Annotated in this window: 17 protein-coding genes; 9 read left to right on the top strand and 8 right to left on the bottom strand. The window is 62.5% G+C overall.

The window, feature by feature from the left end:
* Window positions 1-3 precede the first annotated feature (3 nt).
* The 4 genes from FBX99_RS01830 (at window position 4) to lpxC (ending at window position 4,468) form a co-directional block, all read left to right on the top strand.
* Window positions 4-870 carry a cell division protein FtsQ/DivIB gene (locus tag FBX99_RS01830; protein ID WP_144927702.1) on the top strand — a complete coding sequence of 289 codons (867 nt, stop codon included), beginning with the start codon at window positions 4-6 and terminating at the stop codon, window positions 868-870.
* 15 nt (window positions 871-885) lie between these two features.
* Window positions 886-2,145 (top strand): cell division protein FtsA, encoded by a 1,260-nt coding sequence (gene ftsA / locus FBX99_RS01825; RefSeq protein WP_144927705.1) that lies wholly within the window; start codon window positions 886-888, stop codon window positions 2,143-2,145.
* Window positions 2,146-2,250: 105 nt separating this feature from the next.
* Window positions 2,251-3,444 (top strand): cell division protein FtsZ, encoded by a 1,194-nt coding sequence (ftsZ, locus tag FBX99_RS01820; protein ID WP_047701346.1) that lies wholly within the window; start codon window positions 2,251-2,253, stop codon window positions 3,442-3,444.
* A 112-nt stretch (window positions 3,445-3,556) separates the two neighbouring features.
* Window positions 3,557-4,468, top strand: a complete 912-nt coding sequence (lpxC, locus tag FBX99_RS01815; RefSeq protein ID WP_010452622.1) for a UDP-3-O-acyl-N-acetylglucosamine deacetylase — start codon at window positions 3,557-3,559, stop codon at window positions 4,466-4,468.
* Between the two features lie 585 nt (window positions 4,469-5,053).
* On the opposite strand, the gene FBX99_RS01805 is transcribed toward lpxC, so the two are convergent.
* The 5 genes from FBX99_RS01805 to FBX99_RS01785 form a co-directional block, all read right to left on the bottom strand.
* The gene (locus FBX99_RS01805) at window positions 5,054-6,550 is read right to left on the bottom strand and encodes a sensor domain-containing diguanylate cyclase (RefSeq protein WP_144927708.1); all 1,497 of its coding nucleotides are present in this window, start codon (window positions 6,548-6,550) and stop codon (window positions 5,054-5,056) included.
* A gap of 219 nt (window positions 6,551-6,769) precedes the next feature.
* A complete protein-coding gene (locus FBX99_RS01800; RefSeq protein WP_144927711.1) occupies window positions 6,770-8,149 on the bottom strand; it encodes a heavy metal sensor histidine kinase in 1,380 nt (459 codons plus the stop codon).
* Window positions 8,124-8,798: a heavy metal response regulator transcription factor gene (locus FBX99_RS01795; protein ID WP_144927714.1), complete on the bottom strand. Its 675-nt coding sequence runs from the start codon at window positions 8,796-8,798 to the stop codon at window positions 8,124-8,126. Before FBX99_RS01795 ends, FBX99_RS01800 begins: the two co-directional genes overlap by 26 nt.
* Before the next feature lie 9 nt (window positions 8,799-8,807).
* Window positions 8,808-11,921, bottom strand: coding sequence for a multidrug efflux RND transporter permease subunit (locus FBX99_RS01790; protein WP_144927717.1), 3,114 nt, complete (start codon window positions 11,919-11,921; stop codon window positions 8,808-8,810).
* Window positions 11,918-13,075, bottom strand: coding sequence for an efflux RND transporter periplasmic adaptor subunit (locus FBX99_RS01785; RefSeq protein WP_144927720.1), 1,158 nt, complete (start codon window positions 13,073-13,075; stop codon window positions 11,918-11,920). The genes FBX99_RS01790 and FBX99_RS01785 overlap by 4 nt, the downstream gene beginning before the upstream one ends.
* A gap of 281 nt (window positions 13,076-13,356) precedes the next feature.
* On the opposite strand from FBX99_RS01785, the gene FBX99_RS01780 reads away from it, so the two are divergent.
* On the top strand, window positions 13,357-13,587 hold the full coding sequence (locus FBX99_RS01780) for a hypothetical protein (protein WP_144927723.1): 231 nt from the start codon (window positions 13,357-13,359) through the stop codon (window positions 13,585-13,587).
* Window positions 13,588-13,616: 29 nt separating this feature from the next.
* On the opposite strand, the gene FBX99_RS01775 is transcribed toward FBX99_RS01780, so the two are convergent.
* Window positions 13,617-14,585, bottom strand: coding sequence for a LysR family transcriptional regulator (locus tag FBX99_RS01775; protein WP_144927726.1), 969 nt, complete (start codon window positions 14,583-14,585; stop codon window positions 13,617-13,619).
* 316 nt (window positions 14,586-14,901) lie between these two features.
* Here FBX99_RS01775 and FBX99_RS01770 point away from each other — a divergent pair, with 316 nt between their 5' ends.
* Genes FBX99_RS01770 through FBX99_RS01755 form a run of 4 tightly spaced genes read left to right on the top strand, consistent with a single transcriptional unit; the run spans window position 14,902 to window position 19,653 of the window.
* Window positions 14,902-16,386: an efflux transporter outer membrane subunit gene (locus FBX99_RS01770; RefSeq protein WP_144927729.1), complete on the top strand. Its 1,485-nt coding sequence runs from the start codon at window positions 14,902-14,904 to the stop codon at window positions 16,384-16,386.
* A 10-nt stretch (window positions 16,387-16,396) separates the two neighbouring features.
* A complete protein-coding gene (locus FBX99_RS01765; protein ID WP_144927732.1) occupies window positions 16,397-18,589 on the top strand; it encodes an FUSC family protein in 2,193 nt (730 codons plus the stop codon).
* Entirely contained in the window at window positions 18,579-18,779 is a 201-nt protein-coding gene (locus FBX99_RS01760) for a DUF1656 domain-containing protein (protein WP_024780658.1), read from the top strand. The genes FBX99_RS01765 and FBX99_RS01760 overlap by 11 nt, the downstream gene beginning before the upstream one ends.
* Before the next feature lie 10 nt (window positions 18,780-18,789).
* A complete protein-coding gene (locus tag FBX99_RS01755) occupies window positions 18,790-19,653 on the top strand; it encodes an HlyD family secretion protein (protein ID WP_144927735.1) in 864 nt (287 codons plus the stop codon).
* A 75-nt stretch (window positions 19,654-19,728) separates the two neighbouring features.
* On the opposite strand, the gene FBX99_RS01750 is transcribed toward FBX99_RS01755, so the two are convergent.
* Window positions 19,729-20,553, bottom strand: coding sequence for an SDR family oxidoreductase (locus FBX99_RS01750; RefSeq protein ID WP_144927738.1), 825 nt, complete (start codon window positions 20,551-20,553; stop codon window positions 19,729-19,731).
* Between the two features lie 39 nt (window positions 20,554-20,592).
* Window positions 20,593-21,057 carry a multidrug transporter gene (locus tag FBX99_RS01745; RefSeq protein ID WP_144927741.1) on the bottom strand — a complete coding sequence of 155 codons (465 nt, stop codon included), beginning with the start codon at window positions 21,055-21,057 and terminating at the stop codon, window positions 20,593-20,595.
* Window positions 21,058-21,208 lie beyond the last annotated feature (151 nt).

The raw sequence follows: 21,208 nt of genomic DNA, 5'->3' as shown, positions 1-21,208 counted from the left end.
GCCATGCAAGGCGCATCGCTTCGTCATCAGCCATCCGCACCCGGTCGCAAGCCGGTACCGCGGGGTGCCAGCCGAATGGTGGCCAAAGAGCCGATGTCGGCGCGCTTGCCGAAAGCCAACTTTGGTTTTCTCAAGAGCCTGTTATGGCCGGTGCTGCTGGTGGCGTTGGGGTTCGGTACGTATGAAGGCGCACAGCGGTTGCTGCCTTACGCCGACCGGCCGATCGCCCGGATCAACGTCCAGGGCGACCTCAGCTACATCAGCCAGCAGGCGGTGCAGCAGCGGATCGCCCCGTTCGTGGCGTCGAGCTTCTTCACCATCGACCTGGCGGGCATGCGCACGGAACTGGAGCAGATGCCCTGGATTGCCCATGCCGAAGTCCGGCGTGTGTGGCCCGATCAGGTTTCGATCCGCCTGGAAGAACAACTGCCGGTGGCCCGCTGGGGTGACGAGTCGCTGTTGAACAACCAGGGCCAGGCGTTCACGCCGCGGGAACTGGCCAACTACGAACATTTGCCACAGTTGTTCGGCCCGCAGCGGGCTCAGCAGCAGGTAATGCAGCAGTACCAGGTGTTGAGCCAGATGTTGCGGCCATTGGGCTTCTCCATCGCGCGCCTGGAGTTGCGCGAGCGCGGCAGTTGGTTCCTGACCACTGGCGCGGGCAGCTCTGGGCCGGGTATCGAGCTGCTGCTCGGTCGCGGCAACCTGGTGGAAAAGATGCGCCGTTTTATCGCCATCTATGACAAGACGCTCAAAGAACAGATTACGAACATCGCGCGCATCGATCTGCGCTACGCCAATGGCCTGGCTGTTGGCTGGCGGGAACCGGTAGCGCCCACGACGGCCCAACCCGCCGTCGCGAAGAATTAAGAAGAGGCAGGACCCATGGCAAACGTGCAAAGCGGAAAAATGATCGTCGGGCTGGATATCGGCACTTCCAAGGTGGTTGCGCTGGTAGGCGAGGTTGCGGACGACGGCACGCTGGTCATCGTCGGGATCGGTACCCATCCGTCCCGTGGCCTGAAGAAGGGTGTGGTGGTGAACATCGAGTCCACCGTGCAATCGATCCAGCGCGCCATCGAAGAAGCGCAGCTGATGGCCGGTTGCCGGATCCACTCGGCATTCGTCGGCGTGGCGGGCAATCACATCCGCAGCCTGAACTCCCACGGGATCGTCGCGATCCGTGATCGCGAAGTCAGCTCCGCCGACCTCGAACGCGTGCTCGACGCGGCCCAGGCCGTGGCGATCCCGGCCGACCAGCGGGTGTTGCACACCCTGCCGCAGGATTACGTGATCGACAACCAGGAAGGCGTGCGCGAGCCCCTGGGCATGTCCGGCGTGCGCCTGGAAGCCAAGGTCCACGTGGTGACCTGCGCCGTGAACGCTGCGCAGAACATCGAAAAATGCGTGCGCCGTTGCGGCCTGGAAATCGACGACATCATCCTCGAGCAACTGGCTTCGGCTTACTCGGTGCTGACCGACGATGAGAAAGAACTGGGCGTGTGCCTGGTGGACATCGGCGGCGGTACCACCGACATCGCGATCTTCACCGAAGGCGCCATTCGCCACACCGCGGTGATCCCGATTGCCGGTGACCAGGTGACCAACGACATCGCCATGGCGTTGCGCACCCCGACCCAGTACGCCGAGGAAATCAAGATCCGCTACGCCTGCGCCCTGGCGAAACTGGCCGGTGCCGGTGAAACCATCAAGGTCCCGAGCGTCGGCGACCGTCCACCGCGCGAGCTGTCCCGCCAGGCCCTGGCCGAGGTGGTCGAGCCGCGCTACGACGAACTGTTCACGCTGATCCAGGCCGAACTTCGTCGCAGCGGCTACGAAGACCTGATCCCGGCCGGCATCGTGTTGACCGGCGGTACGTCGAAGATGGAAGGCGCGGTCGAGCTGGCCGAGGAAATTTTCCACATGCCGGTACGCCTGGGCGTGCCCCATGGCGTCAAGGGCCTGGATGACGTGGTACGCAACCCGATCTATTCCACCGGCGTGGGCCTGTTGATGTACGGCCTGCAGAAGCAGTCCGACGGGATCTCGTTCTCAGGGATAGGCAGCCGCGACAGCTACAGCAGCGACGAGACGAAGGCACCGCTGTTCGAGCGTCTCCAGGCGTGGGTCAAAGGTAACTTTTAGCGACAAGTTTCAAGCTTCAAGCGGCAAGCTTGCAGCTCAGGGCTGGCAGCTTGTAGCTGAAGATGCAGTAGGCGAAAAAAACTAGAGAATGTAAGGAGAGGGAAAATGTTCGAACTCGTAGACAACATCCCCGCTAGCCCGGTTATCAAGGTAATCGGTGTCGGCGGTGGCGGCGGCAACGCTGTCAACCACATGGTCAAGAGCAACATCGAAGGCGTCGAATTCATCTGCGCCAACACCGATGCTCAAGCGCTGAAGAACATTGGCGCGCGGACCATCCTGCAACTGGGTACCGGCGTGACCAAGGGCCTGGGTGCCGGCGCGAACCCCGAGGTTGGCCGTCAGGCTGCCCTGGAAGACCGCGAGCGCATCGCTGAAGTCCTGGCCGGTACCAACATGGTGTTCATCACCACGGGCATGGGCGGCGGTACCGGTACCGGTGCGGCGCCGATCATTGCCGAAGTGGCCAAGGAAATGGGCATCCTCACCGTTGCGGTGGTGACCCGTCCGTTCCCGTTCGAAGGCCGCAAGCGCATGCAGATTGCCGATGAAGGCATCCGCGCGCTGAGCGACAGCGTCGACTCGTTGATCACCATCCCCAACGAGAAACTGCTGACCATCCTTGGTAAAGATGCAAGCCTCTTGTCGGCTTTCGCCAAGGCCGATGATGTACTGGCCGGTGCCGTTCGCGGTATCTCCGACATCATCAAGCGTCCGGGCATGATCAACGTCGACTTTGCCGACGTCCGCACCGTAATGTCCGAAATGGGCATGGCGATGATGGGCACCGGCTGCGCCAGCGGTCCGAACCGTGCTCGCGAAGCTACCGAAGCGGCCATCCGCAACCCGTTGCTCGAAGATGTGAACCTGCAAGGTGCCCGCGGCATTCTGGTAAACATCACCGCAGGTCCCGACCTGTCCTTGGGCGAGTACTCCGACGTGGGTAGCATCATCGAAGCGTTCGCTTCCGACCACGCCATGGTCAAGGTCGGTACCGTGATCGATCCGGACATGCGTGACGAGTTGCACGTGACCGTGGTTGCCACCGGCCTGGGTGCGAAAATCGAGAAGCCGATGAAGGTAATCGACAACACTGTCCAGACCACCATGGCCTCGCAGCCTCAGCAGCAAGCCCCCGTTCGTCAGGAACAGCCAGCGGTGAACTACCGCGACCTGGACCGTCCAACCGTCATGCGCAACCAGGCCCAGGCCGGTGCTGCGACTGCCGCGAAGATGAATCCGCAAGACGATCTGGATTACCTGGACATCCCGGCCTTCCTGCGTCGTCAGGCCGATTGATGAAATGTATCAGGGGTATTCGGGTGATTGGTGTTCAGCAAAGGTCTGGTCTGCTATCATCGCCAGCCTTTGTTGATACCAGTTCGCAATTTGCGCTGAAGCGGCCCATGCCATGATTAAACAACGCACCCTGAAGAATATTATCCGTGCCACAGGTGTCGGCCTGCACTCCGGCGAGAAGGTCTATCTGACCCTCAAGCCTGCGCCTGTCGACACCGGCATTGTGTTTTGTCGTGCCGACCTCGACCCTGTGGTGCAGATTCCTGCTCGCGCGGAAAATGTTGGTGAAACCACCATGTCGACCACACTGGTCAACGGTGACACCAAAGTGGACACGGTGGAGCATTTGCTCTCGGCCATGGCTGGCCTGGGCATCGATAACGCCTACGTCGAGCTCTCCGCGTCCGAAGTCCCGATCATGGATGGCAGCGCCGGACCCTTCGTATTCCTGATTCAATCGGCTGGCCTGGAAGAGCAGGACGCGGCCAAGAAGTTCATCCGTATCCTGCGGGAAGTGACAGTGGAAGACGGCGACAAGCGCGCCACTTTCGTCCCTTTCGATGGTTTCAAGGTGAGCTTCGAGATCGATTTCGATCACCCGGTTTTCCGTGACCGCACCCAGAGTGCAAGCGTGGATTTTTCCAGCACTTCGTTCGTAAAAGAAGTCAGCCGCGCCCGTACCTTTGGTTTCATGAGTGACATCGAGTATCTGCGCAAGCACAACCTCGCACTCGGCGGCAGTGTTGAAAACGCGATCGTGGTCGATTCCGATGGCGTGTTGAACGAAGACGGTCTTCGCTATGAAGACGAATTCGTCAAACACAAGATCCTTGATGCAATCGGTGACCTCTACCTGCTGGGCAATAGCCTGATTGGTGAGTTCAAGGGCTTCAAATCCGGCCACGCACTGAACAACCAGCTGCTGCGCAAGTTGATTGAGCAGAAAGATGCCTGGGAAGTTGTGACGTTCGAAGACGCCAGTACCGCACCGATCTCTTACATGCGTCCGGTTGCGGCGGTGTAAGTAAAAAACCTCTCTAGTTTTTTGAAGGCTGCCTTTGGGTGGCCTTTTTTTATGGGCCGCTTTTTTTGAGTTTTGAGTTTTGGGGACATATCCGTTGCTGCGGTAGCGGCTGCTTAGGGTTCCGCCCTGACGGCGGCTCACTTTTTTTCAAACGCCAAAAAAAGTAAGCAAAAAAGGCTTTGCCCCACCACTGGGCACCTCGCCAAGGCGAGGTGTTCCTTAACGAAGGCATTGCTCCGTGGGCCCGCCGCGAAGGGCCATCCATGGCCCAGCGCGGCTAACCCGGCATCCGTGCCGGGTTGCCCACTACGCAACGCCTGCGTTCGGCCCTTGTGGTTAACGGGGCGTTCAAGATCAAAAGCCAAAGCCAAAGCCAAAGCCAAAGCCAAAGCAAAGCGGCCTTAGAGCCGACCTGTTTCCCGGTCGTAACCACAGTTGGGGCTGTGCCGAACAAAAATTCTGAGTACACCTGCGATCCCCTGTGGGAGCGAGCCTGCTCGCGATGGCGTCAGGTCAGTAGCATTGATACTGGCTGACCCACTGCAGTCGCGAGCAAGCTTTGCTCCCACAGGGCTCTGGGGAACATCACATCGCACAAACCACTCGATTACGCCCACTTGCCTTGGCCTGGTACAGCGCCTTGTCCGCAGCGTGCAGCAGTTGTTCGACTTCGCCATAGGGCCCCTGTGCCCAGGTCGCGATGCCAATACTGACAGTCATCGGCGTGTCACCGGCTATGGTGGCTGGCAGTTGCTCCACCGCTTCGCGAATATATTGGGCCATAGTGAATGCACCGGCGGTGGTCGTCTCAGGAAGCACCACCGAGAACTCCTCACCCCCGTAGCGGGCCGCCAGGTCGGCGGGGCGGCGAACGTGTTGGTTGATGACCTCGGCCAAGGCTCGCAGTGCCACGTCACCGCGCGGGTGGCCATAGCGGTCGTTGAATGCCTTGAAATGGTCTGCATCGACCATCAATACCGACAGCGGTTGGCCCGAACGCTGGGCCCGCAACCATTCCTGTCGCAAGGTTTCATCCAGGGCCCGGCGGTTCGCCAGGCCGGTCAGCGCGTCAACGGATGCCAGATGAGCCAATTCTCGTTCGGCTCTGTGGCGGCGCCTCAATTCCCGGCGCAGCAGCCAGGTGAGCCAGAGCAGGCCGATGCACAGTGCGCCGGTAGCGCCGCTGACGATCAAAGCCGTGCGTAACCATGAAGCGAAGACCTCCTCGGAGGAGAGCGCCACCACGACGATCAACGGCAAGTCGCCGACCTGGGAAAAGGTGTAGAGGCGCTGTTTCTGATCAAAACCGGAAATGCTGGTGAAGCTGCCATTCCCTTCACGCAGGATACGCACGAAGTTCGGCCGGTTGCTGAAATCCCGGCCGATCATGTCCTCGGCCAGAGGCGGCTCCTGAGCCAGCAGGATTCCCTGGCGGCTGATCAGGTTGACCGTACCGCCATGCCCGATGTTCAAGCTTTTGAACAACTGGCTGAAGTAACTCAAGCGCATTGCGGCTTCGGCCACGCCCAGGAAGTCGCCGCGGTCGTCGTTCAGCCGGCGACTGAAACTGATACGCCAGTCGTGCTCGCCACTCCTGGCCCGGAAGGGACGACTGATCATCATGTCCGGGCTTGGGTTCTGGACATGGGACTGGAAATACTCCCGATCAGCATAATTACCGACACGAGGCTCGACCGAGGCCGAGTCAGCGATCACATCACCTTGTTTGTCCAGCAACAGGATGTCGCCTTTGTAGGGAGCGGCGGTGGCGCGGTCGAACAAGGCCAGATGACGGACTTCCGGTGAAACGTCTTTCAGGTCGTCGCGCTTGGACGCGGCAATCAGGCCTTGCACCGACACATCGTAGAGTTCGACGTTGCGCAGCACGTCGGCATCGATCAACTGCACGATATTGGTGGCCGCACGTGTCGCCGCTTCACGGGCGCTGGCGTGCTCGCGGATCAGCAGGAAGGTGACGATGCACAGGATGGCAATGACAACCAGTGAGCTGGCCAGTACGAGGACCCGCTCCGAACGTATCGATCGTGGGGTGTTGCCGGATGTCGCACTGCTGGGGCTCATGATTCCGATGTCTATAGGGCCGATCCATTCCGAAGGGAGCATAGCTGGCAATTCACCAGATGCTGGCCTTTTGCAGATTGTGCTTGGATCGAGGAGAAGGGGCAATCCGTGTTCGAGCAAAAGCCGGAGTGGCCGGCGGAGGCCGAGACTTTGTGATTCTGGGCTAATAGCCTTTCGCCCAGCATTCAATGGCCCGGAAAAAGCGGCTGTATCGCTCGGTCACGCCGGCAAACGGATCCCGAAGGTGTTGGCGCCTCGGTCACTGCGCACGAAGACATCCCCACCGTGCATCAGGGCGATGGCCCTGACGATGGCGAGCCCCAGCCCATGGTTGGCCCCACTGTTGCTGCGAGAGGCATCGACCCGGTAGAAGCGTTCGAACAGTCGCGGCAGATGTTCGTTGGCGATCGGTTCGCCGGGGTTGGTGACGGCGAGGGTGATCTGGTCGGCCTGGGCTTCGATGCACACGTCGATAACCTGTCCACGGGCGGTGTGCTGCACCGCGTTGCTCAGCAGGTTGATCAGCGCCCGGCGCAAATGGGCGATCTCGATGCTGGCCTGTGCGTCGCCGCTGACCCGGACCTGGACCTGGGCATCCTCGAGGATGAAGTCCAGGTAATCGAGGGTGGTGGCTACTTCGTCGGCCAAAGACGTGGTGGTCAGTTTGGTGGCCTTGCTGCCCTGGTCGGCGCTGGCGAGGAACAGCATGTCATTGATGATCGAACGCAGCCGTTCCAGTTCCTCGAGGTTCGATTGCAGCACTTCGAAGTAATGTTCGGCCGAACGGCCGCGGGTCAGCGCCACTTGGGTCTGGCCGATGAGATTGGTCAGCGGTGAACGCAGTTCATGGGCGACATCCGCGTTGAACGACTCCAGGCGTGAGTAGGCCTGTTCGACCCGGTCTAGGGTAGCGTTGAAGGAGCTGACGAACTGGCTGAGCTCCGGTGGCAACGGCGATAGCCGCAGGCGCCCGGACAGGCGCGGAGGGGTCAGGCGCCGGGCTTCGTCGGACAGCTTGATCAACGGCTTGAGGCCGATCCGCGCCACCCAGTAGCCGAGCAAGGACGCCAGCAGCACCCCGACAATCGCCAGGCTCACCAAGGCCACCAGCAGACGATACTGGGTCTGGTAGAAGGTTTCGGTGTCGATGCCGATCATGAAGCGCAGCGGCGGTCGTTGGTCCTTGGCCGGAAACTGGCTCACCAGCACTTTCATCGGGTAATGACGGTTGGGCAATTGCAGGTCGCGTTTACCCAGCGGCCCTGCGATGAAGGCGCGGATCTGCGGGTCGGGATCGCCATATTCGAAGTGTGGATCACCGCTGACGATCCAGAAGTGGATGCGTTTGTCTTCTTCCCCCAGCAAGCGCAGCTTGTTGTGGATCTTCACCCAGTGTTCGGGCGTGCCGTAACGGCCTACTGTGGATTCGAGCACGCTGTAGCGGGCGTCGAGTTCGGCTTCGGGCAGCAGGCCCAGGCCTTTTTCGACCTGCTGGTACAAGGCACCGCCGATCAACAGGAACACCAGCGCGGCGACCAGGGTGAACAGGCCGCTGAGGCGTAGCGCGATGCTGTTACTCACTGCGGTTCTCCAGCACATAACCCATTCCGCGGATGGTGTGCAGCAACTTCCGCTCGAACGGCCCATCCAGCTTGGCCCGCAGGCGTTTGATCGCCACCTCCACGACGTTGGCGTCGCTGTCGAAATTGATGTCCCAGACCATTTCGGCGATGGCGGTCTTGGAGAGGATTTCACCCTGGCGCCGGGCCAGGACGCTGAGCAGCGAGAACTCCTTGGCCGTCAGGTCCAGGCGTTGGCCGGCGCGGGTGGCCTTGCGGCTGATCAGATCGATCCACAGGTCAGCGATGCTCACCTGCACCGGCTCATGGCCGCCGCTGCGACGGGTCAGGGCTTGCAGGCGGGCCACCAGTTCCAGGAAAGAGAACGGCTTGCCGAGGTAATCGTCGGCGCCGTCGCGCAGGCCCTTGATGCGGTCTTCGACCCGTTCCCGGGCAGTGAGCATGATCACCGGGGTCTGCTTGCGGGCGCGCAGGGCTCGCAGTACGCCGAAGCCATCCAGGCCCGGCAGCATCACGTCGAGCACGATGACGGCGTATTCGCTTTCCAGGGCCAGGTGCAGCCCTTCGACGCCGTCGGGGGCTACATCGACGATGTAACCCTGCTCGGTCAGGCCACGATGCAGGTAATCCGCGGTTTTTTCTTCGTCTTCGATGATCAGAACGCGCATGGCCCCGCCTCAGTCTGTGGTCGCCAGCGCCGTGGCTGGCGCAGGCCCGGAATGCTGGACGGGCCGATGGAACAACCGCTCGAGCCACAAGTATATGACCGGTGTGGTGAACAACGTCAGTGCCTGGCTCACCAGTAGGCCACCGACCACCGCAATGCCCAGGGGCTGGCGCAGTTCTGCGCCGGGGCCATGGCCGAGCATCAGCGGCAAGGCGCCCAGCAGGGCGGCCAGGGTGGTCATGATGATCGGACGGAAACGGGTCATGCCGGCCTGGAAAATCGCCTCCTGCGGAGTCAGCCCGCCATTGCGCTGCGCGTCGAGGGCGAAATCGATCATCAGGATGCCGTTCTTCTTGACGATGCCGATCAGCAGCACCAGCCCGATCAGCGCCATGATCGAGAAGTCCTGGCCCAGCAGCCAGAGCATGATCAGGGCGCCGAGGCCGGCTGAGGGCAGGGTGGAGATGATGGTCAGCGGATGCACGAAGCTCTCGTAGAGCACGCCGAGAATGATGTACACCGCCACCAGCGCGGCGAGGATCAGCCACGGCTGGCTGGCCAGGGAACTCTGGAATGCCTGTGCCGCGCCCTGGAAGTTGCCGCTGATGGCGGCGGGCATGCCGATCTCGTTCTTCGCCTGGTCGAGCATGCGCACCGCGTCCCCCAGTGCCACGCCTGGGGCCAGGTTGAACGACAGGTTGGCGGCTGGAAACATGCCATCGTGAGCAATGGACAGCGGGCCATTGGTGGGCGGATCGAAGCGGGCCAGGGCCGAGAGCGGCACCATTTCCCCGCTCAGGGGCGAGCGCAGGTAGAAGTAGGCCAGGCTTTCGGCCTTGCCACGTTGCTGGGTGTCGAGCTCCAGGATCACGTTGTACTGGTTGGTCTCGGTCTGGAATTCGTTGATCTGTCGCTGGCCGAACGCGTCGTAAAGCGCCTGGTCGACATCGCTGGCGGTCAGGCCGAAGCGTGCCGCCGCGCTGCGGTCGATGTTGATATGGGTAACGCTGCCGCCCAGTTGCAGGTCGTTGGAGATGTCACGGAACGCCGGGTTGCTGCGCAGCCTGTCGGTGAGTTTCTGTGCCCAGGTGTTGAGGGTCGGTCCGTCGTTGCTCTTGAGAACGTACTGATACTGGGCGCGACTGGGACCGGAACTGAGGTTGATGTCCTGCCCGGCCCTCAGGTACAGCACCACGCCGGGAATTTTCTGCAACTTGGGGCGGATCCGGTCGATGAAGCCGCTGGCCGAGACGTCACGCTTGCTTTGGGGTTTGAGGGCGATCCAGAAACGGCCGTTGGCAATGGTCTGGTTGCTGCCCGAGACCCCGACGGAATGGGAGAACGTTTGCACTGCCGGGTCGGCTGCGATGATTTCGGCCAGGGCCTTGTGCTTGGCCACCATGTCCGGGAACGACACGTCGGCGGCCGCCTCGCTGGTGCCAAGTACCAGGCTGGTATCCTGCACCGGGAAGAACCCCTTGGGGATGAACACATAGCCTGCCACCGCCAGTGCCAGGGTCAGGCCGAACACACCGATCATCAGTCTTTGATGGGCCAGCGCCTTGCGCAGGCCTTTTTCATAGCCACCCAGCAGCCGCTCGCCAAAGCCCGGACCTCGGTGAGCATGATGCGCCGGGGCTCGCATGAACAGCGCCGCCAGGGTGGGCGCCAGGGTCAGGGACACCATCACGGAAATCAGGATGGTCGAGGTGGCGGTCAGGGCAAACTCCTTGAACAGCCGCCCGACCACGCCGCCCATGAACAGCAACGGAATGAACGCGGCCACCAGGGAGAAGCTGATGGACACCACCGTGAAGCCGATTTCGCCGGCGCCCTTGATTGCCGCTTCGCGCATGCCGTCACCGGCCTCGAGATGCCGGTGGATGTTCTCCACCACCACGATCGCGTCGTCCACCACGAAGCCCACCGAGATGACGATGGCCACCAGGGTCAGGTTGTTCAGGCTGAAGCCCATCACGTACATCAGGGCGAAGCTTGCGGTCAGGGACACTCCCAGTACGGCCGAGACGATCAGCGTCGCCGAGAGCTGGCGCAGGAACAACGCCATGACCGCCACCACCAGCAGCACGGCGATCAGCAGGGTGAGCTCCACCTCGTGCAAAGAGGCGCGGATGGTCTGGGTGCGATCGATCAGCACCTTGACCTGTACCGCGGCGGGGAGCATGGCTTCCAGGGTGGGCAGGGCCGCCTGGATGCGGTCGACGGTCTCGACGATGTTCGCCCCGGGCTGCCGGAAGATCACCAGGTTGAGCCCTGGCTCGCTGTCAGACCAGGCCTGGACGTAGGCGTTTTCCGAGCCATTGATCACCTTGGCGATGTCCTTGAGATGCACCGGCGCCCCATTCCTGTAGGACACGATCAGGTCGCCATATTCCTCGGGCTGGAACAATTGGTCGTTGGTGGACAAGGTCGAGATGCTTGAGTCGCCGTACAGGGCGCCCTTGGCCAGGTTGAGACTGGCCTGCTGGAGTGTCGTGCGGATGTCGGCCAGGGTCAGGCCGATGGCGGCGAGACGGTCGGCGGAGGCCTGGACGCGGATCGCCGGGCGTTGTTGCCCGGTGATGTTGACTTGTCCGACGCCGTCGATCTGGCTGATCTGACGGGCAAGCAGCGTTTCGACGTAGTCGCTCAGTTCGGTGCCGGGCATCAGACTCGAACTGATACTGAGGATCAGCACCGGGCTGTCGGCGGGGTTGACCTTGCGCCAGGTGGGCAGGTTCGGCATGTCGCCGGGCAGTTTGCCGGCGGCGGTGTTGATGGCTGCCTGCACTTCCTGGGCGGCGGTGTCGATGCTCTTGTCGAGGCTGAATTGCAGGGTCAGGTTGGTCGAACCCAAGGCGCTGCTGGAGGTCATCTGGGTGATGCCGGGAATCGCGCTGAACTGCACTTCCAACGGCGTCGCCACCGAGGAGGCCATGGTTTCGGGGCTGGCGCCGGGCAGTTGGGCGTTGACCTGGATCGTCGGGAATTCCGCCTCCGGCAACGGGGCGACGGGCAGGCGAGGGAAGGCGATAGAGCCCAGCAGTATCAGGGCGAACGTCAGCAGCACCGTGGCGACGGGGTGGTCGATGCACCACGCCGAGATCGAGCCGTGCCCCTTCATGGCTGCGGCTCCGTGGCCGTGGCGAGGACCGGTGGGGCAGTGAGCACCTGGACGCGGGCCCCCGGCCTGAGGCGTGACTGGCCGTCGCTCACCAGTTGATCACCGGCGTTCACCCCCTTGATGATCTGCATGCCGCTGTCCTGGTAGACCATTTCCACCGGCACGTTCTCGACCTTGTCACCCTTGAGCCGGTAGACGAAGTGCTGGTCCAGCCCGCGCTGGACCACGGTCGGTGGTACCACCAGGGCGCCCTTGTCGAGGGCGGTCTGGATTTTCAACGTGACCAGTTGCCCCGGCCACAACCGTTGCCCGGTGTTGCTGAACTCGGCCTTGGCCCGCAGGGTGCCGGTGTTGGGGTTGATCTGGTTGTCGATGAGGCTCAGCCGACCCTCGCCAAGCAGCTCGCCCGCCGTGCCATCGGCGCCGATGTAGGCTTTGACCAGCGCCTGCTCGGGCGCGGCGATCAACCGCTGCAAGGTGGGCAGCATCTGCTGGGGCAAGGAAAATTCCACCGCAATCGGGTCGATCTGGGTCACGGTGAACAGGCCTTCGCTGTCGCTGGTGCGCAGGAAGTTGCCTTCGTCCACGTTGCGGATACCGACGCGACCGGTCACCGGGGAGCGGATCTGGGTGTAAGACAGCTGCACCTGGGCGGCATCGATGGCTGCCTGGTTGCCCTGGGCAGTGGCCTTGAGCTGATTGACCAGGGCCTGTTGCTGGTCGTAGGTCTGCTTCGAGACCCCATCGTCGACGCTCAGCAATTTGTAACGCTTGAGATTGACCTGGGCCACCGCCAGTTGCGCCTGGCTTTCGCCAAGCTGGGCCCGGGCCTGGTCGAGGCTGGCACGAATGGAGCGGTCGTCGATGGTCGCCAGCAGGTCACCCTTGCTCACCTGTTGCCCTTCCTTGACCAGCAGTCGGGTGAGGATGCCATCGATCTGCGGACGGATGACCACGCTGTGCAGTGACAGCACCGTGCCGATGCCGCTGGCGAAGCGCGGCACATCCTTTTGCTCCACGCTGACCACCCGTACCGGAACGGCGGCAGGCGCACCGGGTTTGGCGGCGCTGGGCTTCACGACGAGCCAGAGGGCGAGGGCCGCCAGGACGACCAATAGCGCGACGAGCAGGACGGTTTTTTTCTGGATGTGCATGGGTGTGAGAAGCCGGTCCGGGACGAAGGGATTTACAGGATTCTTATATAGCGTTGCGAGACGGTCAGGAAGGTGACGACTAACTGACAGGCTTGTCAGTTTTGTCCTGGATAATTGTCGGACGAGTGGGTATCCAGGGTGAATCTGCCCGATACGTTGCGCAAGCGGGCGGGTATACTGGCGCCCGTCATGTCTTTCCCAGGCCTGACTTGCACACAATATGGCGAGGAACAGACCCCTCGCCGCAGATCGATGGTCTACCTTGAGTGAGCGGCATTTACATGACTTCCCCGAACGGCGAACCGGCCGACCTGCCTGACGGCGATGTTTCCAGCGCCGAGAGCGGCAAAGCGGCGATCCCGGCCTTCAAGTTTCCCTTCAAGCCCGGTGAGCTGGCCCCGGCCAAAGGCGCTGGGCAACTGCCGTGGTACAAAAACGGGGTAAAGGACGGTCATGCCAAGTCCCCCGGTGCCGCACCTCCCGGCACCCGTCGTTCGATGGGCAAGCGCTGAGGGGCGTTCCTCGACACAGAGCGACGATTTCAGTTCGTGGCTCGCGCCCCCGCCAGGCTTCCGCTCAACTCGTACGCCGTCAGCTCGGCCTGGTGCGCTGTCAGGATTTCCGGCAGCGAACCCCGCAGGTACTCGACCCAAGTCTTGATCTTCGCATCCAGATACTGGCGCGAAGGGTAGATGGCATAGAGGTTCAATTCCTGGGAGCGGTAATTGGGCATTACCCGCACCAGTGTGCCGTTGCGCAGGCCTTCGATGGCCGCATAAACCGGCAGTACACCGATACCCATGCCGCTGATGATCGCGGTTTTCATCGCATCGGCGGAATTCACCAGGAAGGGGGACTGGTTGATGGTGACCATCTCCTGGCCTTCGGGGCCATCGAACACCCACTTCTCCAGTGGAATGACCGGGCTGACCAGGCGCAGGCAGGCGTGGTTCAGCAGCTCACTGGGCTTTTGGGGGCAACCGTTGGCCTTCACGTAGGCAGGTGACGCGCAGACGATGCTGTAGGTGATGCCCAGGCGTTGGGAAACGAAGCCTGAATCCGGTAGTTCACTGGCCAGCACGATGGAGACGTCGTAACCCTCGTCCAGGATGTCCGGCACGCGGTTGGCCAGGGTCAGGTCGAAGGTCACGTCCGGATGGGTCTTGCGATAGCGGGCGATAGCGTCGATCACGAAATGCTGACCAATACCGGTCATGGTGTGGACCTTCAATTGTCCGGCCGGTCGGGCATGGGCGTCGCTGGCCTCGGCTTCGGCTTCCTCGACATAGGCCAGGATCTGTTCACAACGCAATAGATAGCGTTTGCCGGCTTCGGTCAGGGCAATGCGCCGGGTGGTGCGGTTGAGCAGGCGGGTTTGCAGATGGGCTTCCAGGTTGGAAACCGCACGCGAGACGTTGGCTGTCGTGGTATCGAGCTGCACGGCGGCGGCGGTGAAACTGCCGGCTTCGGCAACACAGCAGAACGCGCGCATGTTTTGCAGGGTGTCCATGGAGGGCTCTCTAGGGCGATGGCAAATTGTGACACGAAGTTACGGAGCTACGGGATCCGACTTACGGATTATCGCGTTTACGGTAACAAAGATTCGCAGAAAGATCGGCTTATCGCCGTTTGGCTGGGTGCCTAGAATTGCCGCCGTCGCTGTGCTGGCTTGAGTCTGGTGCGGAACCTGTGGGAGCGGGCTTACTCGCGAATACGGTGTGTCCACCGCCGGTGATGTTGAATGTCAGTCAGCCTTCGCGAGCAAGCCCGCTCCCACAGAAGACCCCACGGTTTCCCGTTTTTTCTCTCCCAGGAATCTTGCGCAAGTGCCGCGTTGCATCAGCAGAGAGCTGAAGACTCTCAGTGTTTGGGCTTTATCGTTGACCCTCAGCGCTTGCATCGGGACAGGAGGGATCGCACCCCGGGGCGAGGCATTGTCGGCCAATCGACTGGCCACCGATGAAGCCATCCGCGAGGCCGCCCGCGATGCCCACTGGCCCAGTCGCCAGTGGTGGAAGGGCTATGGCGACCCGCAGCTGGACCGCTGGATCGACCTGGCGGGGCAGGACAGCCCGAGCCTGGCCCTGGCCGTCGCCAGGGTGCGGCAGGCCAAGGCCATGGCCGGTGTTGTCGAGGCGGCCGAGTCACCGCAGGTCAATGTCCAGGCGACCCTCAAGCGCCATAACTGGCCCACCGATCAGTTCTACGGTCCTGGCGAACTGGCCGACACCACCACCTGGGACAACAACGCCGGCCTGGGCCTGAGCTACGCCCTGGACCTTTGGGGGCGGGAGCGCAACGCCAGCGAGCGGGCAGTCGACCTGGCCCATGCCAGCGTCGCTGAGGCACGGCAGGCGCAGCTGGAGTTGCAGAACAACATCGTGCAAGCCTATATCCGCTTTGCGCTGCATTATGCCCAGCGCGATATCGTCGCCGCGACCCTGCGCCAGCAGGAACAGATTCTCGACCTGGCGCAAAAGCGTCTCGACGGCGGCATCGGCACTCATTTCGACGTCAGCCAGGCCCAGGCGCCGTTGCCCGAGACCCATCGTCAACTCGACGCCCTCGACGAAGCCATCGCCTTGAGTCGCAATCAATTGGCCGCATTGGCGGGCAAGGGACCGGGGGAGGGCGCGGGTCTGCAGCGACCGGCTCTGGCCCTGGGGGCCCCCTTGAAGCTGCCGTCGACATTGCCCGCCGAACTGCTGGGCCAGCGACCGGATGTGGTTGCCGGTCGCTGGCAGGTGGCGGCCCAGGCCCGGGGCATCGAGGTGGCCAGGGCCGGTTTCTATCCCAATGTGGACTTGGTGGGAAGCCTGGGCTACATGGCCACGGGCGGCGGTGCGCTGGAGTTCCTGACGGGCAAGAAGCTGACTTACAGCGTCGGGCCGGCCGTCACGCTGCCAATCTTCGACGGCGGGCGCCTGCGTTCGCAGTTGGGCGAGGCGGCGGCCGGCTATGACGCCGCCGTGGCGCACTACAACCAGACGCTGGTGAACGCGCTCAAGGGCATTTCCGACCAACTGATCCGTCGCGAGTCCATGGACAAGCAACAGGCCTTCGCCGCCGAGTCCGTGGCCGCCGCACAACGTACCTACGACATTGCGTTGGTGGCGTTCCAGCGCGGGCTGACGGACTACCTCAATGTACTCAACGCCCAGAGCCTGTTGTTCAAGCAGCAGCAGGTGCAGCAGCAGGTGGAAGCGGCGCGCCTCAGTGTCCATGCCGATCTGGTGACGGCCCTGGGTGGTGGGCTGGAGGCCGGGAGCGATGTACCTGACACCGCCACGATGTTCAATTTCGCCCGATGAATGCTAGCCCATGAGCCCTTTGATGACCCCCGTACGCTGGCTCTACCGTCTCGAATGGCGCCGTGGTTTCTTCGACTGGGCCCGCAGCGATGGGGTGACCTGGGTCTATATCTTCAAGGTGCTGTTTGCCGCGTTCCTGACGTTGTGGCTGGCGATGCGCCTGGAGCTGCCGCAACCGCGCACGGCCATGATCACTGTGTTCATCGTCATGCAGCCACAAAGCGGCCAAGTGTTCGCCAAGAGCTTCTACCGCTTTCTCGGCACGTTGGCCGGTTCGGCGGTGATGGTGGCGTTGATTGCGTTGTTCGCCCAGACCACCGAATGGTTTCTCGGTTGCCTGACCCTCTGGGTCGGTGTCTGCACAGCGGGTGCGGCGCGTTATCGCAACTTCCGGGCCTACGGCTTTGTGCTGGCCGGCTACACCGCGGCGATGATTGGTTTGCCAGCCCTGGCCCATCCGGAAGGGGCGTTCATGGCGGCGCTCTGGCGGGTCCTGGAAATTTCTCTGGGCATTCTCTGCGCCACCCTGGTCAGCGCCGCGATCCTGCCGCAAACCGCCAGCACGGCCATGCGCAACGCCTTGTACCAGCGTTTTGGGGTGTTCGCGCTGTTCGTCACCGACGGCTTGCGCGGGCGTAGCCAGCGGGATGCCTTCGAAGCCGCCAACGTGCGTTTCATTGCCGAAGCGGTGGGCCTGGAGAGCCTGCGCAGCGTGACGGTATTCGAAGACCCGCACATGCGTCGGCGCAACGGCCGGCTCAGTCGCCTGAACAGCGAGTTCATGGGCATCACCACGCGCTTCAATGCCTTGCACCAGTTGCTCCAGCGCTTGCGCGTCGGTGCCATCGATCATGTGGTGGACGCCATCAAGCCCGGCCTGCAGAACCTGGCCGAATTGCTGGACGGCTTCAGTGCGCGGGGCTTGACCGATAGGGATGCGGCGCACCTGGCCCAGGTCTTGGCCCGCTACAAGGCTGACTTGCCGGCACAGGTCCGTCAGTTGCGGGCAGCGTTCCAGGCAACAGGACCGAGCGATGCGCAATTACTGGATTTCCACACCGCCTGTGAATTGCTCTATCGCTTTGTCGACGACCTGCACGGATACGCCCTGACCCATGCGTCCCTGGCCGAGCACCGTCACGAGCGTGAACACTGGGACGAGCCGTTCGTGTCGCAGACCAATTGGCTGGCCGCCGCGGCTTCGGGGTTGCGTGCCGGCTTCATCTTGCTGGTGCTGGGCAGCTATTGGGTTGCCACGGCCTGGCCGAGCGGCGCGACCATGACGATGATCGCCGCGGCCACGGTGGGTTTGTCGGCTGCCACGCCGAACCCCAAGCGTATGGCCTTCCAGATGGCCTGCGGCACCTTGCTCGGGGCGCTGATCGGTTTTGTCGAGATGTTCTTCATCTTTCCGCTGATCGACGGCTTCCCGTTGCTCTGTGTGATGTTGGCACCGGTGATCATGTTCGGCTCGCTCCTCAGTTCGCGGCCGCAATACGCCGGGGTCGGGCTGGGGTTACTGATCTTTTTCTGCACAGGTTCGGTACCCGACAACCTGACGGTGTACAACCCCTACACGTTCATCAACGATTACCTCGCGATGATCCTCGGCATGCTGGTGTGCGCCGCCGCCGGGGCGATCATCCTGCCGCCCAATAGCCGCTGGTTGTGGCGCCGGCTTGAGCAGGACCTGCGCGAACAAGTGGTCTTTGCTATCAGCGGCAGGCTCAAGGGGCTGGCGTCGGGCTTCGAGAGCCGCACCCGCGACCTGTTGCACCAGGCCTACGGCTTGGCGGCGGGACAACCCGCCGTGCAACGGGACCTCTTGCGCTGGATGTTCGTGGTGCTGGAGGTCGGTCATGGGGTTATCGAGTTGCGCAAGGAACAGGCGATCCTGCCGGTGCATCCGGCCTATGCCGAGAGCCAGCCGTGGCGCCAGGCGATTCGTGGAATGGGACGGGCGCTGGTGAGGCTTTTCCGTCACCCCGGACCGGGCAACCTGGAGCGTGCCCTGGTAGCGGTGGACCAAGCCATCTGCCGTGTGCAGGCCACCGACGAACCTTTCGCCCCGCATTTCGACACCTCGGCCCTGCGCCGGGTGAAGAGCTACCTGCATTTCATCCGCACTTCGTTGCTGGATCCGCAATCGCCCATGGCGGCCTTCGCTGCCGCGCTGCCTCAGGACCGTCGACATGCCTCGTGAAATCGCCTTCCACGGCGTGTACATGCCCACCCTGACCTTGATGTTCTTCCTCGCCGCGGCGTTGGCCTGGGCCCTGGATCGCTTCCTGTCGGGGCTGGACCTGTACCGCTTCTTCTGGCACCCGGCGCTGTTGCGCCTGAGTCTGTTTACCTGTCTGTTCGGTGCGTTGGCACTGACGGTCTACCGTTGAGATCGATGCAATGAAAAAGTTTTTCAGTCTGCTTGCGACGCTGCTGGTGCTGGCCCTTGCGCTGTGGATCGGTCGTGCATTGTGGGTCCATTACATGAATACGCCCTGGACCCGCGATGGTCGGGTACGTGCCGACATCATCAACGTCGCCGCCGATGTCAGCGGCGAGGTGGTGGACGTGCCGGTGCATGACAACCAGCAGGTGAAAAAGGGCGACTTGCTGATGCGCATCGATCCCGAGCATTACCGTATCGCGGTCAAGCAGGCGCAATCGCTGGTGGCCTCACGCAAGGCGACGTGGGAAATGCGCAAGATCAATGCCCATCGGCGCGCCGACCTGGACAGCCTGGTGATTTCCCGGGAAAACCGCGACGACGCCAGCAACCTCGCCGATTCGGCCCTGGCCGATTACCAGCAAGCCCAGGCGCAACTGGAGGCGGCCGAACTGAACCTGTCGCGCACTGAAGTTCGTGCAGCCGTGGATGGCTACGTCACTAACCTCAACGTGCACCGGGGCGACTATGCGCGCATCGGCGAGGCGAAGATGGCGGTGGTCGATATGCATTCGTTCTGGGTTTACGGTTTCTTCGAGGAAACCAAGCTGCCCAAGGTGCGGATCGGTGACCCGGCGCAGTTGCAGTTGATGAGTGGCGAGGTGCTGAAGGGGCATGTGGAAAGCATCTCCCGGGGGATCTACGACCGCGACAACCCGGTCAGTCGCGAGTTGATCGCCGACGTGAACCCGACCTTCAACTGGGTTCGCCTGGCCCAACGGGTGCCGGTAAGGATTCATCTCGACCAAGTGCCGGACACCGTGCTGCTGGCGGCGGGGATGACCTGTACGGTGGTGGTCGAGCCCCAGGCCGGCGGTTGAGGCTCTGGGGCTTGTGGGAGCGAGCCCTGCTCGCGATGGCGGTGGGTCAGTTGTCGATGAGCTTTGCCGTTTTGATTAAAGCGATCCACCCAGCCCGAACCGCTTCATCAAGCCTTTCTCCAGCAACCCTTTGGGCAGCAATCCCGCCATCAACGGCAGCGCCCGGCTTCCATTGCCCAGGCGCAGCAGGCGGGGTGGCCTGGGTTGTTGCACGGCCTTGAGCAACCCCGCGGCGAATTCGCCGGCAGGGGTGGGGTTGTCCTGGGATGCCCTGGCCCGGGCGCGGATGCCGTCGCGCAGGGGCCACCAGGGCGATTGTTCATGGATCAACTGTTCGGCTTCATGACCGGCGTTCTTCGCAAAGCTCGAAGCGATGGCGCCGGGCTGCACCTCCATCACGCGGATGCCGAAGGGCGCCAGTTCCATGCGCAGCGCATCGCTCAAGGCATGCACCGCGGCCTTCGAGGCGCAATAAGCGCCGGCAAACGGTGTCACCAGCACACCGGACACACTGCCGATATTCACCACCAGCCCCTTGGCGCGGCGCAGTACCGGGAACAACGCCCGAGTCACACCGACGATGGCGAACACGTTGGTTTCGAACTGACGTTGCATCGCCGGTACGCCGCCGTCCAGCAGTGGACCCATGGCGCCGTAGCCGGCGTTGTTGATCAGCACGTCGAGACCGCCGTGCTGTTGGTTGATCCGTTCGCCCAATTGCTCCAAGGCCCGGCTGTCGTTCACGTCCAGTTGCACCGCGGTAAACCCGGCGGCGCTGAGTTGGGCGACGTCGTCAGCTTTACGGGCACTGGCCCAGACCTGGTATCCGGCGGTCTTGAACGCATCGGCGAGGGCGCGGCCGATGCCGCTGGAACATCCGGTAATCAACGCAACGGGCATGGCGCGTTCCTTGTGCAGAATAAAGTCGGGAAGAAGCAATCAGTCGGAGAAACTACCTTGCAGACGCTCGGCACGAAACTCCAGGGTCTGCGGGCGGTAGCCGGGTCGCAAGGATGGCAGTGGCAGGCAATCCTGCCAGTCCTTGCCCGCCTGCAATTGGCCAGGGCCCCGGTAGCGCGGTGCACTGTAGGGCGTGTCGGCCAGGTTGATGGTATCGCCGGGGGCATAGGCCGCGATTCGCCAGCGCAGCTCGACCAAGGGGACGTCGTTGCCGTTGTTCAAGTTCAGCAACAGCGGGCGATCGGCAGGGCAGCGTTCGGGGGCGTAGGTAATGCGCAGCTCCAGGCGTGCCAGTTGCCGGGTTTCACGGTTTTCCTGCCAGACCACCCAGGCGGCGACCAGCCCCAAGCCGACGAATGCGGCCAATGACACCGGCAGCGCCTTGGCCGGATAGCGCAACAGCAGGACCAGCCAGGTAATGACCAGCAAGACGCCGATAAGCATGTTCGAAGCCTCCGATACCGTTGTTCCATCCTACCGAAGGGGACGGGGCATGGATATCTCATCCATCTGCTCCATCGGTCATCACTGTAATCTCTGACAGTAGCCACCTGGGGTTGCCCCTTGTTAGATGTCGGCCAGATCGCACGACAAT

The sequence above is a fragment of the Pseudomonas sp. SJZ074 genome (genome assembly GCF_007828215.1).
Classification (GTDB): Bacteria; Pseudomonadota; Gammaproteobacteria; order Pseudomonadales; family Pseudomonadaceae; genus Aquipseudomonas.
The sequence above is the reverse complement of the archived record's forward strand: the minus strand, read 5'-3'. Positions and strand labels throughout refer to the sequence as shown.

Excerpts from the sequence above, each read along its gene's own strand:
- FBX99_RS01830 (WP_144927702.1), top strand. The coding sequence starts at position 4 with ATGCAAGGCGCATCGCTTCGTCATCAGCCATCCGCACCCGGTCGCAAG.
- ftsA (WP_144927705.1), top strand. The coding sequence starts at position 886 with ATGGCAAACGTGCAAAGCGGAAAAATGATCGTCGGGCTGGATATCGGC.
- ftsZ (WP_047701346.1), top strand. The coding sequence starts at position 2,251 with ATGTTCGAACTCGTAGACAACATCCCCGCTAGCCCGGTTATCAAGGTA.
- lpxC (WP_010452622.1), top strand. The coding sequence starts at position 3,557 with ATGATTAAACAACGCACCCTGAAGAATATTATCCGTGCCACAGGTGTC.
- FBX99_RS01805 (WP_144927708.1), bottom strand. The coding sequence starts at position 6,550 with ATGAGCCCCAGCAGTGCGACATCCGGCAACACCCCACGATCGATACGT.
- FBX99_RS01800 (WP_144927711.1), bottom strand. The coding sequence starts at position 8,149 with ATGTGCTGGAGAACCGCAGTGAGTAACAGCATCGCGCTACGCCTCAGC.
- FBX99_RS01795 (WP_144927714.1), bottom strand. The coding sequence starts at position 8,798 with ATGCGCGTTCTGATCATCGAAGACGAAGAAAAAACCGCGGATTACCTG.
- FBX99_RS01790 (WP_144927717.1), bottom strand. The coding sequence starts at position 11,921 with ATGAAGGGGCACGGCTCGATCTCGGCGTGGTGCATCGACCACCCCGTC.
- FBX99_RS01785 (WP_144927720.1), bottom strand. The coding sequence starts at position 13,075 with ATGCACATCCAGAAAAAAACCGTCCTGCTCGTCGCGCTATTGGTCGTC.
- FBX99_RS01780 (WP_144927723.1), top strand. The coding sequence starts at position 13,357 with ATGACTTCCCCGAACGGCGAACCGGCCGACCTGCCTGACGGCGATGTT.
- FBX99_RS01775 (WP_144927726.1), bottom strand. The coding sequence starts at position 14,585 with ATGGACACCCTGCAAAACATGCGCGCGTTCTGCTGTGTTGCCGAAGCC.
- FBX99_RS01765 (WP_144927732.1), top strand. The coding sequence starts at position 16,397 with ATGAGCCCTTTGATGACCCCCGTACGCTGGCTCTACCGTCTCGAATGG.
- FBX99_RS01760 (WP_024780658.1), top strand. The coding sequence starts at position 18,579 with ATGCCTCGTGAAATCGCCTTCCACGGCGTGTACATGCCCACCCTGACC.
- FBX99_RS01755 (WP_144927735.1), top strand. The coding sequence starts at position 18,790 with ATGAAAAAGTTTTTCAGTCTGCTTGCGACGCTGCTGGTGCTGGCCCTT.
- FBX99_RS01750 (WP_144927738.1), bottom strand. The coding sequence starts at position 20,553 with ATGCCCGTTGCGTTGATTACCGGATGTTCCAGCGGCATCGGCCGCGCC.
- FBX99_RS01745 (WP_144927741.1), bottom strand. The coding sequence starts at position 21,057 with ATGCTTATCGGCGTCTTGCTGGTCATTACCTGGCTGGTCCTGCTGTTG.